The sequence below is a fragment of the Xanthomonas sp. NCPPB 3582 genome (assembly GCF_041475735.2).
GTDB classification, from domain to species: Bacteria; Pseudomonadota; Gammaproteobacteria; order Xanthomonadales; family Xanthomonadaceae; genus Xanthomonas; species Xanthomonas codiaei.
Genome location: NZ_CM192968.1, coordinates 3,884,848 through 3,898,516, shown reverse-complemented (window position 1 = coordinate 3,898,516; position 13,669 = coordinate 3,884,848). Strand labels below are relative to the sequence as shown.

The window sequence follows — 13,669 nt, the reverse complement described above, 5'->3', positions numbered from 1 at the left end:
CGGACCGGCCGTTCGGGGAAGTGGGGGCGTCCTGGCCAATGCTCGCCTGGGGTGCCGGCCGAGCCCAGGGCGGTGGCGTTGCCATGATGGTGGATGCGAAGGTTCCTTGCCGGCGTGGTCGCGTTGATTCCTGTCCGATGGTCATGCAGCTCATCGCCTGGCAGTGCGAAGCCGCGGTGGTGCATGGCGCTTTGCGGTATACGACGGAGCAGGGCCGGGCATGCGTGGTCAGGGCCGCGACGATGATTGATAATCCGGATTCGATCCTAGGCAAGCAGTCACGATGAATCCATTGCGTTGGGGGTTTCGGGCGCAGTTTCTACTGGGCTTTCTGGCCTGTGCGGGACTGCTGGCCTATGCGATCTATGTGCAGCTGCATCTGGGGCTGGAGCCTTGCCCGCTGTGTATCTTCCAGCGGATCGCGTTTGCAGCACTGGCGGTGTTGTTCCTGCTCGGTGCCCTGCATGGGCCGCGTGCAGCTGGTGGGCGCAAGGCCTATGGGGTGTTGAGCTTCATCGCCGCCGGAGTGGGCATGGGCATCGCCGCGCGGCATGTCTGGGTACAGATCCGGCCTAAGGACATGATGTCTTCATGCGGCCCGCCGCTGAGTTTTCTGAGCGAGACGATGGGGCCGTTCGAGGTGTTCCGCACCGTGCTGACCGGTACCGGAGACTGCGGCAACATCGACTGGCGCTTCCTGGGCCTGAGCATGCCGATGTGGAGCATGCTGTGGTTCGTGGCATTGGCCCTGTGGGCGCTGTACGCCGGTTTCAGGGCACGGCGCGGTTCTGGGCACCGCTGAGGCGCGATGCCTGGTGCCGCTTGCCGTCCGGTCGCGCCCACCAGACGGCGACTGGACCGCGTCGCCCTGCCGAAGCCCCGGCCACGGCGGCGGCGCTTTGCGTGGCGCGCCGGCTCTGCCACCATCGCAGGCTGTCCAGGAGATCCGTCATGAATCGTTCCGCCCCGATAACCATCTGCGATCCCGCCGCCTCGACCTGGGCACCCGGGAGCTGGCGTGGCAAACCTGCGCTGCAGCTGCCAGCGTATCCGGACCAGGTGGCGCTGCAGGCGGCAATGGACGAGTTGGGTCAGTTGCCGCCGCTGGTGACCTCGTGGGAAATCTTCGCACTCAAGCGCCAGCTGGCCGAAGCGCAGGAGGGCAAGCGCTTCCTGCTGCAGGGTGGCGATTGCGCGGAGAATTTCAGCGATTGCCAATCGGGCACCATTTCCAATCGCCTGAAGGTGTTGCTGCAGATGAGTCTGGTGCTGGTGCACGGCCTGCGGCTGCCGGTGGTGCGGGTGGGGCGCTTTGCCGGGCAGTATGCCAAGCCGCGCTCGGCCGATACGGAAACGCGCGACGGGGTGACCTTGCCCAGCTATCGCGGCGATGTGATCAACGCACCGGCTTTCACCGAGGCCGCGCGGGTGCCCGATCCACGCCGCATGATCACCGCGCACTCGCGCTCGGCGATGACGATGAACTTCGTGCGTGCCCTGATCGATGGCGGTTTTGCCGACCTGCATCACCCCGAATACTGGAATCTGGACTGGGTGGGCTATTCGCCGCTGGCGGCGGACTACCAGAAGATGGTGTCCTCGATCGGCGATGCGGTGCGCTTCATGGAAACCCTGTCCGGGGCCGAGGTCTATAACCTCAACCGCATCGATTTCTACACCTCGCACGAGGCGCTGCTGCTGCCCTACGAGGAATGCCTGACCCGCCAGGTGCCGCGCCAATGGGGCTGGTTCAACCTCAGCACGCACTATCCGTGGATCGGCATGCGCACCGCGGCGCTGGATGGCGCGCATGTGGAATATCTGCGCGGCGTGCGCAACCCGATCGCCATCAAGGTGGGGCCGTCGGTGCAGCCGGACCAGCTGTTGCGGTTGATCGACGTACTCAATCCCGAGGACGAACCCGGACGGCTGAGCTTCATCCATCGCATGGGCGCGGCGCAGATCGCCGAGAAGTTGCCGCCGCTGCTGGAGGCGGTCAAGCGCGACGGGCGCCGGGTACTGTGGGTGTGCGATGCGATGCACGGCAATACCGAAAGCACAGGAAATGGCTACAAGACCCGGCGTTTCGACAACATCCGCGGTGAGGTGGAGACCTCGTTCGACCTGCATGCGGCTGCCGGTACGCGGCTGGGCGGTGTGCATCTGGAGCTCACCGGCGAAGATGTCACCGAGTGCACCGGCGGCGCGCGCGAGTTGACCGAGCGCGATCTGGAGCGTGCCTACCGCTCCAGCGTGGATCCGCGCCTGAACTACGAGCAGTCGCTGGAGATCGCGATGGCGATCGTGCGCAAGCAGCAACAGGCCGCATCGCAGCCGCTGGGAAGCTGACCGGACTGTGCGCATGACGTGATGCTCATGCCGCTTGCGGCATGCTGCTGCAGCCATCCCTCTTTCCCCCCACAGGAGGAACGGTTTGACTGCCGATTGGAACGTCATCCGCGAATACGCAATTCCGCTGGGCGCCGCGCTGCTTGCCGGCGTCGTCACCTGGTCGCTGATGCTGTGGCTGTTCCGCCGCATGCAGGGACGCGATTACCGACGCGCACGCATCATTCGCGTGATCACCTTGCCGGCAGCCTTCATCCTGCCGCTGCTGTTTCTGGGCGTGGCCACCGAGGCCACGCCATTGACCGGCAAGGCGCTGGCGGCGGTGCAGCACCTGCTGCATGTCGGCATCGTCGGCTGCGTGACCTGGCTGCTGGTGCGCGCGGTGGCGGCTGGCGAGGCGGCGATTCTGCGCAGCAACCCGATCGAAGTGTCGGACAATCTCACCGCGCGCCGCATCCAGACCCAGACCCGGGTGCTGAGCCGGGTGGTGATGGGCGCGGTGATCCTGCTTGGCATCTCGGTGGTGCTGCTCGGCTTCGAGCAGGTGCGCCAGATCGGCAAGACGCTGCTGGCCTCGGCCGGCATCATCGGGCTGGTGGCCGGTATCGCGGCCAAGCCGGTGTTCGGCAATCTGATCGCCGGCCTGCAGATCGCCTTGACCCAGCCGATCCGGCTGGACGATGTGGTGATCGTGGAAGGCGAGTGGGGCCGGATCGAAGAAATCGGCAGCTCGTATGTGGTGGTGCGGATCTGGGACGAGCGGCGCATGGTGGTGCCGCTCACCTGGTTCATCGAGAATCCGTTCCAGAACTGGACGCGCGCCAGCGCGGATCTGCTGGGTACCGCCTTCCTGTGGCTGGATTACCGCACCCCGATCGCGGCGGTGCGTGCGGAGCTGGAGCGCATCTGCCAGGGCGAGCCGCTATGGGACGGGCGCGTGTGCGTCACCCAGATCACCGATACCAGCGACAACACCATCCAGGTGCGCCTGCTGGTGAGTGCGCGCAACTCCGGCGATGCCTTCGACCTGCGCTGCCTGGTGCGCGAACGCATGATCGATTTCCTGACCCGCGAGCATCCCTACGCCTTGCCCAGGATCCGTGCAGAGATCGCCGCGCAGGAAAAGCCGGCCCTGCGCGCCGCAGCGCCGATCGCGCCGGACGGCGTGCGTTCGCCGGGCGCAGAAGATGGCGAGCCTGCCGCATCGCTCTAGCGTTGCCTGCAGGCGTGCGTGGTCGCGTCGGTGCGCGCGGGCGGTCAACCGGTGCGTGATGCTGCACATCGCCGGCTCGCGGTGCGCAGCTGCCATTGCGGCTGGCAGCGCGACATCCTGGTGATGCTGTCTCGTGACGTCGATGCCTGCACCGCCTGCGTACTGCCTTGCGGTGCGCTCAGTCTGCCGTCTTCGGTTGCGATGCGCCTGGTGGCGCTGGCGATGCGCTCGGCGCGTAGCCAGGCGCGAACCGCGCGTGGCTACGCTGCTCGTAGGCGTAGGCCAGTTCGATCAGTCGCGCCTCGCTCCATGCGGTACCCATGAACAGCAACCCGAGCGGCAAGCCTTGGGTCTGCCCCATCGGCACGCTCAGGCTGGGATATCCGGCCACTGCCGCGGCGCCGTAGCCGGCACCGGGAAAGGTGTCGCCTTTGCCTAGCGTGGTCACCCAGGCAGCGCCGGTGGTCGGTACGATCAGCGCGTCCAGCCGGTCGGACTTCAGTGCTGCGTCGATACCTTGTTCGCCGGCTAGCCGTCTGGCGCTGGCACGCGCGCTCAGATAGCCCGGGTCCTCCAGGCCCGGCGCGGCCTGCGCCTGCTCGAACAACTCCTGGCCGAAGTAAGGCAGTTCGCGCTGCGCATTGGCGCGATTGAAGGCAATCAGCGCGTCCAGATCCTTGACCGGCGCGGCATGACTGCGCAGGTAGGCGTTCAGGCCGGCCTTGAATTCGACCAGTAAGACCATCTGCTCGGCAGCATCCCACTTGCCATCCGTGACCAGGGCAGTCTCAACCACCGTCGCGCCTGCCGCACGCAAGGTCTGTACGGCGCGATCCAGTGCGGCAGCGATCGCGGGATCTTCGCGCAATGGATTGCGCAGCAGGCCCAGGCGCGCGCCGCGCAGGCCATCGGGTTTGAGGTGGGCGAGATAGTCTGGAGGGGACGACGGCGCATTGCGCGTGGCTGGGTCCTGCACATCGGGCGCGGCGATCGCCTGCAACACCGCGGCCGCGTCGGCGACGCTGCGCGTCATCGGGCCGGCGGTGTCCTGGCTGGCCGAGATCGGGATGATGCCGTCGCGGCTGACCAGGCCCACGGTCGGCTTGAGTCCGACCAGGCCGTTGACCGATGCCGGGCAGGCGATGCTGCCGTCGGTCTCGGTGCCGATCCCCACCGTGGCCAGGCTGGCGGCGATGGCCGCACCGGTACCGGCGCTGGAACCGCACGGGTTGCGGTCGAGCGCGTAGGGATTGCGGGTCAGCCCGCCGCGGGCGCTCCAGCCGGAACTGGACTGGGTGGAACGGAAATTCGCCCATTCGCTCAGGTTGGTCTTGCCCAGGATCACTGCGCCGGCAGCGCGCAGGCGCTGCACAAGGAAGCCATCGCGGGCTGGGCGGAACGCGGCCAGTGCCAGCGAGCCGGCGCTGTTGACCATCGGCACGGCGTCGATATTGTCCTTGAGCAGCACCGGGATACCGTGCAGCGGGCCGCGCACGCGGCCGGCGCGGCGTTCCTCGTCGAGTCGGCGCGCCTCGGCTTCGGCCTGCGGATTGAGTTCGATCACCGCATTGAGTCGCGGGCCGGCGCGGTCGATGCTGGCGATGCGTTGCAGGTAGGCGCGGGTCAGGTCCAGGCTGGTGGTGGTGCCGGACTGCATGCGCGCCTGCAGGCCGGCCACATCGGCTTCGACCAGATCGAGCGGTTCGGCGCCGGCCGCCGTGGCGGGTGTGTGGCGCGTCGGGGCGTCGGCATGCGCACAGCCGCACAGCGCCAGCAGCAATGCAAGGGACAAGGTGGTGGATCGCATCGGCGCGGGTTCCCCGGGAAGTCTGCGCAGGCTAACGGCGCAGGATCGGGGTGACAACGGATGGCCGCGTCCGCGTGGACAGGGCAGGGTGGGTCAGCGGCGACGCCGGACCAGATCGCGTGCCAGCACGCCGACCACGATCAGGTTGATCGCCAGCACGGCCCAGGCGGTCCAGCCGGGATGGCGGACGATGGCGTAGATATCGAAAGGCAGATAGATGGCGGCCGACAGGCAGCCCAGCAACGAGGCCCAGGCCTTGGCGCGCCACAGGCCCCAGGCTTCCACCACATGCAGCAAGCCGTAGGCCAGCATGGCGGCAGCGGCCAGATGCACGGCATCGGGGTTGATGGTCTTGAGCAACGACGGCAATGCGCCGTGCTCGGGATCCAGATTGAAACGGCGGATCAGCGTGCTGACCGCCTGCTGCAGCGGGAGCGGGCCCAGAATTTCCAGGCCCGTCGCCGCCAGCAGCGCAAGCGCTCCCTTGACCGCCTCGAGCAAGGCAATCGCGTGGAGGCCCGGATGCGCACGCGGATCCGGGCTATAGGGTTTGCGCTGCACGAGCGTGGACGCCAGTGCTTAGCCGGAGCGGCCGGCGCGCTTGCGCTCGTTTTCAGTCAGGTGCTTCTTGCGCAGGCGGATTTCCTTCGGGGTGACTTCGACCAGCTCGTCGTCCTCGATGAAGTCCAGCGCCTGTTCCAGCGTGTACTTGATCGCCGGGGTCAGCTTGATCGCATCGTCCTTGCCCGAGGCACGCATATTGGTCAGCGGCTTGGTCTTGATCGCGTTGACGGTCAGGTCGTTGTCCTTGGAGTGGATACCGACCAGCTGGCCTTCGTACACGTTGTCGCCTTCGGCGGCGAACAGGCGGCCACGCTCTTCCAGCGGCCCCAATGCATAGGCCGGGGTTGCACCCGGTGCATTGGCGATCATCACGCCGTTCTGGCGCTTGGCGATGGCGCCCTGTTCCTTCGGGCCGTAATGGTCGAACACGTGGAACAGCAGGCCCGAGCCCTGGGTCAGGGTGCGGAACTCGTTCTGGAAGCCGATCAGGCCGCGCGCCGGGATCATGTAGTCCAGGCGCACGCGGCCCTTGCCGTCCGGTTCCATGTTCTTCAGCTGGCCCTTGCGGGTGCCCAGCTTTTCCATCACGCCGCCCTGGTGCTGTTCTTCGATGTCCACCACCAGCTGCTCGATCGGCTCCATCAGCTTGCCGTCGATTTCCTTGATGATGACTTCCGGACGCGACACGGCCAGCTCATAGCCTTCGCGACGCATGTTCTCGATCAGCACCGACAGGTGCAGTTCGCCACGGCCGGAGACCAGGAACTTGTCGGCGTCCGAGCCTTCCTCGACCTTCAGCGCCACGTTGTGCACCTTCTCGCGGTCCAGGCGGTCGCGCAGCTGGCGGCTGGTCAGGAACTTGCCACCGGACAGGTCCTTGTTGCCGGCGAACGGCGAGTTGTTGACCTGGAAGGTCATCGAGATGGTGGGCTCGTCCACGGTCAGCGCCGGCAGCGCCTCGGGGTGGTCGAGCGCGCACACGGTGTCGGAAATGGTCAGTTCCTGGATGCCCGAGATGGCGACGATGTCGCCGGCTTCAGCGCTGTCCTGCTCGATGCGCTCCAGGCCCAGGAAGCCCAGCACCTGCAGCACCTTGCCCTGGCGCTTCTTGCCTTCGCGGTCGATCACGCTGACCGGCATGTTCTTCTTCAGCACGCCGCGCTGGATGCGGCCGATGCCGATCACGCCGACGAAGTTGTTGTAGTCCAGCTGGCTGATGCGCATCTGGAACGGGCCGTCCGGATCGACGTCCGGGGCGGAGACGTGCTGCATGATCGCTTCGTACAGCGGGGTCATGTCGCCGTCGCGCACGTTCGAATCCAGGCTGGCGTAGCCGTTCAGTGCCGAGGTGTAGACGATCGGGAAGTCCAGCTGCTCGTCGGTGGCGCCGAGCTTGTCGAACAGGTCGAACACCTGGTCGATCACCCAGTCCGGGCGCGCGCCGGGGCGGTCGATCTTGTTGACCACCACGATCGGCTTGAAGCCCATCGCGAAGGCCTTCTGGGTGACAAAGCGGGTCTGCGGCATCGGGCCGTCCATCGCGTCGACCAGGATCAGCACCGAGTCCACCATCGACAGCACGCGCTCGACTTCGCCGCCGAAGTCGGCGTGTCCCGGGGTGTCGACGATGTTGATGCGGTTGCCCTGCCAGGTGATGGCGGTGTTCTTGGCCAGGATCGTGATGCCACGTTCCTTTTCCTGGTCGTTGCTGTCCATCACGCGCTCAGCCAGGACGGTGCGTTCGGACAGGGTGCCGGACTGCTTCAGCAGGCAGTCGACGAGGGTGGTCTTGCCATGGTCGACGTGCGCGACGATGGCGATATTGCGGAGTTTTTCGATGGACATGCGGAAAGGGCCCCTGTCTGGCGCCAGTCTTGAGATGAGGTAAGCCCGACATTATAGCGGTTTCGTTGCGTTGCCGTTGCGGATTGGCGCACGTCGGTTCAGATCGCCCATTCAGCCAGCGTGACGAGCCTGGTCTCCAGGCGGCCACGAGCGTTGGACCATGGTCGTAACCGCGCGGCCGGCCACGCGCCCGGGTGTATCCTAATGGGCTGTTGATCACCCCAGAACCTGCAAGGATTTCCATGTCCCTGATCGCCACCTTCGACACCTCCCGCGGCCCGATCGTTGTCGAGCTGTACCCGGAAAAGGCTCCGCTGACGGTCGCCAACTTCGTCAACCTGGCCAAGCGCGGCTTCTACAACGGCCTGAGCTTCCACCGCGTCATCGCCGACTTCATGATCCAGGGCGGTTGCCCGGAAGGTTCCGGCCGCGGCGGCCCGGGCTACCGCTTCGAAGACGAGACCAATAACGGCGTGGGCCACGAGCGCGGCGTGCTGTCCATGGCCAATGCCGGCCCCAACACCAACGGCAGCCAGTTCTTCATCACCCACACCGCCACCCCGTGGCTGGACGGCAAGCACACCGTGTTCGGCAAGGTCACCCAGGGCCTGGACGTGGTGGACAGCGTTGCCCAGGGCGACACCATCAACACGCTCACCATCGAAGGCGATACCGACGCCGTGCTGGCCGCCAAGGCCGACCGCGTTGCGGAGTGGAACAAGATCCTCGCCGCCTGATCGCCACCCCCGTCGAACGGCCGCCTCGTGCGGCCGTTTGCTTGTCAATGCGCGCCGCCAGGCCTTGCGGCCACGCCAGCGCGCCACCCCCACCAACGCTTTTTAGCAGAGGAAACACCCCATGAAAGCACCTGTTCGTGTTGCTGTGACCGGCGCTGCCGGCCAGATCGGCTACGCCCTGCTGTTCCGCATCGCCTCGGGCGAAATGCTGGGCAAGGATCAGCCGGTGATCCTGCAATTGCTGGAACTGTCCAACGAGAAGGCCCAGGCCGCGCTCAAGGGCGTGATGATGGAGCTGGAAGACTGCGCGTTCCCGCTGCTGGCCGGCATGGTCGGCACCGACGACGCCGAAGTGGCGTTCAAGGACATCGACGTGGCCCTGCTGGTCGGCGCGCGTCCGCGCGGTCCGGGCATGGAGCGCAAGGACCTGCTGCTGGAAAACGCCAAGATCTTCACCGCACAGGGCGCGGCGTTGAACAAGGTGGCCAAGCGCGACGTCAAGGTGCTGGTGGTCGGTAACCCGGCCAATACCAATGCCTACATCGCGATGAAGTCGGCGCCGGATCTGAACCCGAAGAACTTCACCGCCATGCTGCGCCTGGACCACAACCGCGCGCTGAGCCAGCTGTCGCTCAAGCTCGGCAAGCCGGTCGGCGGCATCGAGAAGCTGGTGGTATGGGGCAATCACAGCCCGACCATGTACCCGGACTACCGTTTCGCCACCGCCGATGGCGCATCCATCGGTGATGCGATCAACGACCAGGAATGGAACGCCAACACCTTCATCCCGACCGTGGGCAAGCGCGGCGCGGCGATCATCGAAGCGCGCGGGCTGTCCTCGGCTGCGTCGGCCGCCAACGCCGCCATCGATCACGTGCGTGACTGGGTGCTGGGCAGCAACGGCAAGTGGGTGACCATGGGCGTGCCGTCCGACGGCTCCTACGGTATTCCCGAAGGCGTGATCTTCGGCTTCCCGGTCACTACCGAGAACGGCCAGTACACCCTGGTCAAGGATCTGCCGATCGACGACTTCAGCCAGAAATACATCGACAAGACCCTGGCCGAGCTGGAAGAAGAGCGCAGCGGCGTGTCGCATCTGCTGGGCTGAGTACCACGGTTGCCGCAAGTCAGAACGCCGGGCATTGCCCGGCGTTTTTTTGTGTCTGCTCACCAGCGGTGACACCAGCGGGTGGGCATCGCGGCGGTGCCGCGTGGAGTGCACTGCGCGCTGCGACAACGCGCCGTGCCGACGCCCCCGTGAATCGGCGGCCCAGCTACGTGCCCTGGCCGCGTTATCGCGTGGAGTGGATAACAGGACGCCGCGAGCCGTCGGCAGGCGGGTGCGGACGGCGCGCTCGGGAGGGTGCGCGTGGTACATGCCGCACCGGGTACCGGCCGTGTAGGCCTCACGGCTGCAGTCGTTCTGTCAGTCGCTCTTATTCCAGGCCTTCGGCCTTCAGCGCAGCCTGCACGTCGGCATCGGCCTGCATGCGCTGGAAGAAGGCATCCAGTGCCGTCAGCCCACTCACGTCCACGCCGGCCTTGCGGGCCCAGCGCAAGGTCACGAACAGATACGCATCGGCGCCGGTATGGCTGTCGCCGGCCAGCCACTGGCGGCCCTGCAGATGCGCATCGGCACGCGCGTAGAGCGTGCGCAACTTGCTGCGCGCATCGTCGTGGCTGCGCGCGATCAATGCCTGATCCTGCAAGTAGGCGGTGCTGCCGAAGATCGGCTTGAAGGTGGGGTGGACATCGGCATTGCAAAATGCGATCCAGCGATTGATCTCGGCGCGGTTGCGCGCGCTTCCATCGCCGCCCAGGCCGGTCAGCGGCGCGATGTCGGCGATGTAATTCAGGATGGCGGCGTTCTGCGTGAGCGCCCAATCGTCGATGACCAGCAACGGCACGGCACCTGCCGGATTGAGCTGCAGATAGTCGGGCGACTTCATGGTGGCGGCATCGACCACCACCAGGTCGAACGGCAACCCGGACCAGCGCAGGACGATGTGGTCAGCGAGCGAGCAGGCGCCGGGCTTGGTGTAGAGCTTCATGGTCAATCCAGTGAGGAACAGGATCACAAGCTTAGCCGGGTTGCCCTGCGAGCTGTGGCGCCGGACGGGCGACGCGCGGCGCACCACTGGAGACGGACGGGCGTGACGGCGTGCCTCGATGCAGGCGGCGCGACAGGCGCGGCAAGGACGAGGCCGATGTGGTCCTTCGCAGATGCCGCCGCCGGTGTTGCGGCAGTGCCGATCGTGGCGGTGCGGTGGATGCACATGGACCGTTCCAGGCACGCTTGTCCCGACAGACGCATGACGCACGGGTTTAAGTTTGAGCCAGCTACTGCGAGACGATCGGCGTAGCCTTTGCCGCGTCCCACTTCTGACGTCCTCCCCTTGATCGATTCCACCTCCAGCACGCACTCGCGCGTGGCGATTCCGCTCGCCCCATCGTTGGATCCAGCACTGGCGCAGGCACAGATGCCGGCTCGGTTTCGGCCGCTGGATTGCCGCGTGGTCTGGATCGCCAGTCTCGGCCTGATGTTGGCCTTCGTCGTGGCGGGCGTTGCGCAGGTGCTGACGGCGCTGATCGGGTTGGTCACCAACCTGGCGTATTTCGGGCGTCTGAGCGTGGAGATGGTCAGCCCGGCAAAGCACGCCTTGGGAGCCTGGGCGATTGCGGTGTCGGTGGTCGGTGGCGTGATCGTCGGTGCGATGGCGCGCTACGGGTCGCGTGCGATTCGGGGGCACGGCATTCCCGAGGCGATGGAACAGGTGCTGCGTAACGACAGCCGCATTCCGCCCATCATGACCTGGCTCAAACCGACATCGTCGGCCGTGGCGATCGGCACCGGCGGGCCATTCGGTGCGGAAGGACCCATCATCGCCACCGGCGGCGCACTCGGATCGCTGCTGGGGCAACGACTGCATGTCACTGCCGACGAACGCAAGACCCTGCTTGCCGCAGGTGCTGCCGCCGGTATGGCCGCGATCTTTGCAACCCCGATCGCGGCGGTGGTGTTGGCGGTGGAGCTGCTGTTGTTCGAACGCCGCGCGCGTTCGCTGATTCCGGTGGCGCTGGCGGCAATGGTCGGGGCCGCGATGCACGGCGTATTCGAAGGCACTGGCCCGGTATTTCCCATGCCGACGCTGCCGCCGGCGGCGTTGAGTGCCTTGTTCGCCTATGTGGCGATGGGAGCCGTGGTCGGCGCGATCAGCGTCGGCGTGACACGCCTGACTTACGGCATCGAAGATGCATTCGAACGGATTCCGCTGCACTGGATGTGGTGGCCGGCGATCGGTGGCGTGGTGGTGGGCGTCGTCGGCTACTGGGTGCCGCGGACCTTGGGCGTGGGATACGACAACATCATTCTGGTATTGGGCGGTGGCGTGGGGCTGGGCACGATGTTGATCCTGTGCGTGGCCAAACTGGTGTCGTGGTCGGTGGCGCTGGGCAGTGGAACCTCTGGCGGCACACTGGCGCCGTTGTTCACCATCGGAGGTGCGCTGGGTGGCGTGCTCGGGATTGCCGTGGCGAGCCATGCACCCTGGCTCGGCGTCGACCCACGGATGGCAGCGCTGGTCTGCATGGCGGCCATGTTCGCCGGCGCATCGCGCGCGTTCCTGGCCTCGGTGATCTTTGCCTTCGAAGCGACACAGCAGACGCACGGACTGCTGCCACTGCTGGGCGGCTGCGCTGCGGCGTATCTGGTCTCCGGTTTGATGATGCGCCACACCATCATGACCGAGAAGATCGTGCGCCGCGGCGTTCGCGTTCCATCCGACTACAGTGCCGATCATCTGGATCAGATCGCAGTAGGCACGGTGTGCAGTCGCGACGTGGTAAGCCTGCAGACAACGCAGACGCTGGGCGAGGTGCGCCAGTGGGTGCGCGGTGGCGGTGCCGAGGTCAGCCACCAGGGCTTTCCGGTCACCGGCGCGGAGGGCATGCTGCGCGGCGTGCTGACACGCCGCGATCTGCTCGACCTGCGTCTGGGCGATGACGTGCCGCTGGCTGCGCTGCTGCAGCGTGCTCCGGTGGTCATCGGCGAAGAGCACTCGCTCCGCGAAGCCGCCGATCACATGAGCGATGCCGGTGTCGGCAGGTTGGTGGTCGTGGATGGGCGGCAGACCTTGCGTGTCATCGGCATCATCACGCGTAGCGACCTGCTCGCGGCGCATGGCGGCCGCCTGCGCGCCGCCAGGGAAATCGTGCGAAGCACTGCGCGCGGCCCAATGCGGGCAAAGACAGCGCAGATAATTCCAGAGGCGTGACGACGGCGGTAGCGACACGCCGCAGCATGGTGCGGTGTGTCGCTTACGACGCTGTGCGCGGACGCAGCTTCTGCACGCGATAGAACGTGTGGTCGCCAATGGTGGCCACCTGATAGGCATTGCGCCAGCTCGGGCTTGCAATCGCGCTGGCGGCAAAGTGGCTGGCACCCGGCACGATTTCCTTGCGCTGACCAGCCGGCAATGCCCAATTGCGCTCTGCAGCCAGTGCGACACCGAGCGCCTTGTTCCAGGCGTCATCGTTCTTCAGCTGCGTGCCCGGCGCCACGATGGTCGGTGCGAACTGCTTGCGTGCGGTAACCACTTCGCACATCGAATCGCCCCACAGACCGCTGTCCAGCCGGCGCAATGCGACTTCGGCGACAGCCTGCTGGCCGCGCAAGGTCTGGTCGCGCGCTTCCAGGTACACGGTGGTACTCAAGCACAGCGAATCCGCAGCTGGCTGCGGCATCAATTGCGCCAGCCAGAAAATCCAAATCATCTTCATACAACTCCTTGCTCCGTATGGGCCGGTCCGCAGGGCATCCAAGGTGGATGCACCAGTGCGAAAGGCTTGGCGTCATGGGGAGGCGACCTGTCACGGGCCGCCCGGTCTCCGGCGAAAGAGAGTTGCCGAAGGTGCCCACCAAGTGGGTGGGTCAAAAAGTTGGCGCAAGGTAGGCGGCGATCACACAATCGAGGCTGAATGGACGGGGTTGACGCAGCGCAGGGGGCTGCTGTGCCTGCTTTGCGCAGTCGTGCACAACGCACTGCGGCAGCGCAGCCGCGTCGCATCGGCACAGCGACGGACCGGTGGCGTCGCCGCATCCGTCTGCATATCTCTGCATTGGCAACGCGCATGGCAATGGGTGGAGGGATTCAG

General features: G+C 66.2%; 11 protein-coding genes. 6 read left to right on the top strand and 5 right to left on the bottom strand.

Annotated features, from left to right (window positions below):
• The first annotated feature begins 283 nt into the window (after nt 1-283).
• From ACCQ05_RS16465 to ACCQ05_RS16455, 3 genes are all read left to right on the top strand, one after another.
• A complete protein-coding gene (locus ACCQ05_RS16465) occupies nt 284-802 on the top strand; it encodes a disulfide bond formation protein B (RefSeq protein ID WP_372391578.1) in 519 nt (172 codons plus the stop codon).
• 149 nt (nt 803-951) lie between these two features.
• The gene (locus ACCQ05_RS16460) at nt 952-2,349 is read left to right on the top strand and encodes a class II 3-deoxy-7-phosphoheptulonate synthase (protein WP_228963572.1); all 1,398 of its coding nucleotides are present in this window, start codon (nt 952-954) and stop codon (nt 2,347-2,349) included.
• Nucleotides 2,350-2,434: 85 nt separating this feature from the next.
• The gene (locus tag ACCQ05_RS16455; RefSeq protein ID WP_228963571.1) at nt 2,435-3,562 is read left to right on the top strand and encodes a mechanosensitive ion channel family protein; all 1,128 of its coding nucleotides are present in this window, start codon (nt 2,435-2,437) and stop codon (nt 3,560-3,562) included.
• A 178-nt stretch (nt 3,563-3,740) separates the two neighbouring features.
• On the opposite strand, the gene ACCQ05_RS16450 is transcribed toward ACCQ05_RS16455, so the two are convergent.
• From ACCQ05_RS16450 to typA, 3 genes are all read right to left on the bottom strand, one after another.
• Complete coding sequence (locus ACCQ05_RS16450) at nt 3,741-5,354, bottom strand: amidase (protein ID WP_372394131.1); 1,614 nt, start codon at nt 5,352-5,354, stop codon at nt 3,741-3,743.
• A 108-nt stretch (nt 5,355-5,462) separates the two neighbouring features.
• On the bottom strand, nt 5,463-5,930 hold the full coding sequence (locus tag ACCQ05_RS16445; protein ID WP_228963569.1) for a DUF2127 domain-containing protein: 468 nt from the start codon (nt 5,928-5,930) through the stop codon (nt 5,463-5,465).
• 18 nt (nt 5,931-5,948) lie between these two features.
• Complete coding sequence (gene typA, locus ACCQ05_RS16440; RefSeq protein ID WP_104539832.1) at nt 5,949-7,778, bottom strand: translational GTPase TypA; 1,830 nt, start codon at nt 7,776-7,778, stop codon at nt 5,949-5,951.
• A 242-nt stretch (nt 7,779-8,020) separates the two neighbouring features.
• On the opposite strand from typA, the gene ACCQ05_RS16435 reads away from it, so the two are divergent.
• On the top strand, nt 8,021-8,515 hold the full coding sequence (locus ACCQ05_RS16435) for a peptidylprolyl isomerase (protein WP_039413197.1): 495 nt from the start codon (nt 8,021-8,023) through the stop codon (nt 8,513-8,515).
• A gap of 121 nt (nt 8,516-8,636) precedes the next feature.
• A complete protein-coding gene (locus tag ACCQ05_RS16430; protein WP_104539831.1) occupies nt 8,637-9,623 on the top strand; it encodes a malate dehydrogenase in 987 nt (328 codons plus the stop codon).
• 328 nt (nt 9,624-9,951) lie between these two features.
• On the opposite strand, the gene ACCQ05_RS16425 is transcribed toward ACCQ05_RS16430, so the two are convergent.
• Nucleotides 9,952-10,566, bottom strand: coding sequence for a glutathione S-transferase family protein (locus tag ACCQ05_RS16425; protein ID WP_372391575.1), 615 nt, complete (start codon nt 10,564-10,566; stop codon nt 9,952-9,954).
• A 429-nt stretch (nt 10,567-10,995) separates the two neighbouring features.
• Here ACCQ05_RS16425 and ACCQ05_RS16420 point away from each other — a divergent pair, with 429 nt between their 5' ends.
• Nucleotides 10,996-12,789, top strand: a complete 1,794-nt coding sequence (locus tag ACCQ05_RS16420) for a chloride channel protein (protein WP_506191554.1) — start codon at nt 10,996-10,998, stop codon at nt 12,787-12,789.
• Between the two features lie 43 nt (nt 12,790-12,832).
• Here ACCQ05_RS16420 and ACCQ05_RS16415 read toward each other — a convergent pair whose 3' ends face one another.
• Entirely contained in the window at nt 12,833-13,294 is a 462-nt protein-coding gene (locus ACCQ05_RS16415; RefSeq protein WP_064508663.1) for a cell wall hydrolase, read from the bottom strand.
• Nucleotides 13,295-13,669 lie beyond the last annotated feature (375 nt).

Coding starts and splice junctions, on each gene's coding strand:
- ACCQ05_RS16460 (WP_228963572.1), top strand. CDS start 952: ATGAATCGTTCCGCCCCGATAACCATCTGCGATCCCGCCGCCTCGACC.
- ACCQ05_RS16415 (WP_064508663.1), bottom strand. CDS start 13,294: ATGAAGATGATTTGGATTTTCTGGCTGGCGCAATTGATGCCGCAGCCA.
- ACCQ05_RS16420 (WP_506191554.1), top strand. CDS start 10,996: ATGCCGGCTCGGTTTCGGCCGCTGGATTGCCGCGTGGTCTGGATCGCC.
- ACCQ05_RS16425 (WP_372391575.1), bottom strand. CDS start 10,566: ATGAAGCTCTACACCAAGCCCGGCGCCTGCTCGCTCGCTGACCACATC.
- ACCQ05_RS16465 (WP_372391578.1), top strand. CDS start 284: ATGAATCCATTGCGTTGGGGGTTTCGGGCGCAGTTTCTACTGGGCTTT.
- typA (WP_104539832.1), bottom strand. CDS start 7,778: ATGTCCATCGAAAAACTCCGCAATATCGCCATCGTCGCGCACGTCGAC.
- ACCQ05_RS16430 (WP_104539831.1), top strand. CDS start 8,637: ATGAAAGCACCTGTTCGTGTTGCTGTGACCGGCGCTGCCGGCCAGATC.
- ACCQ05_RS16435 (WP_039413197.1), top strand. CDS start 8,021: ATGTCCCTGATCGCCACCTTCGACACCTCCCGCGGCCCGATCGTTGTC.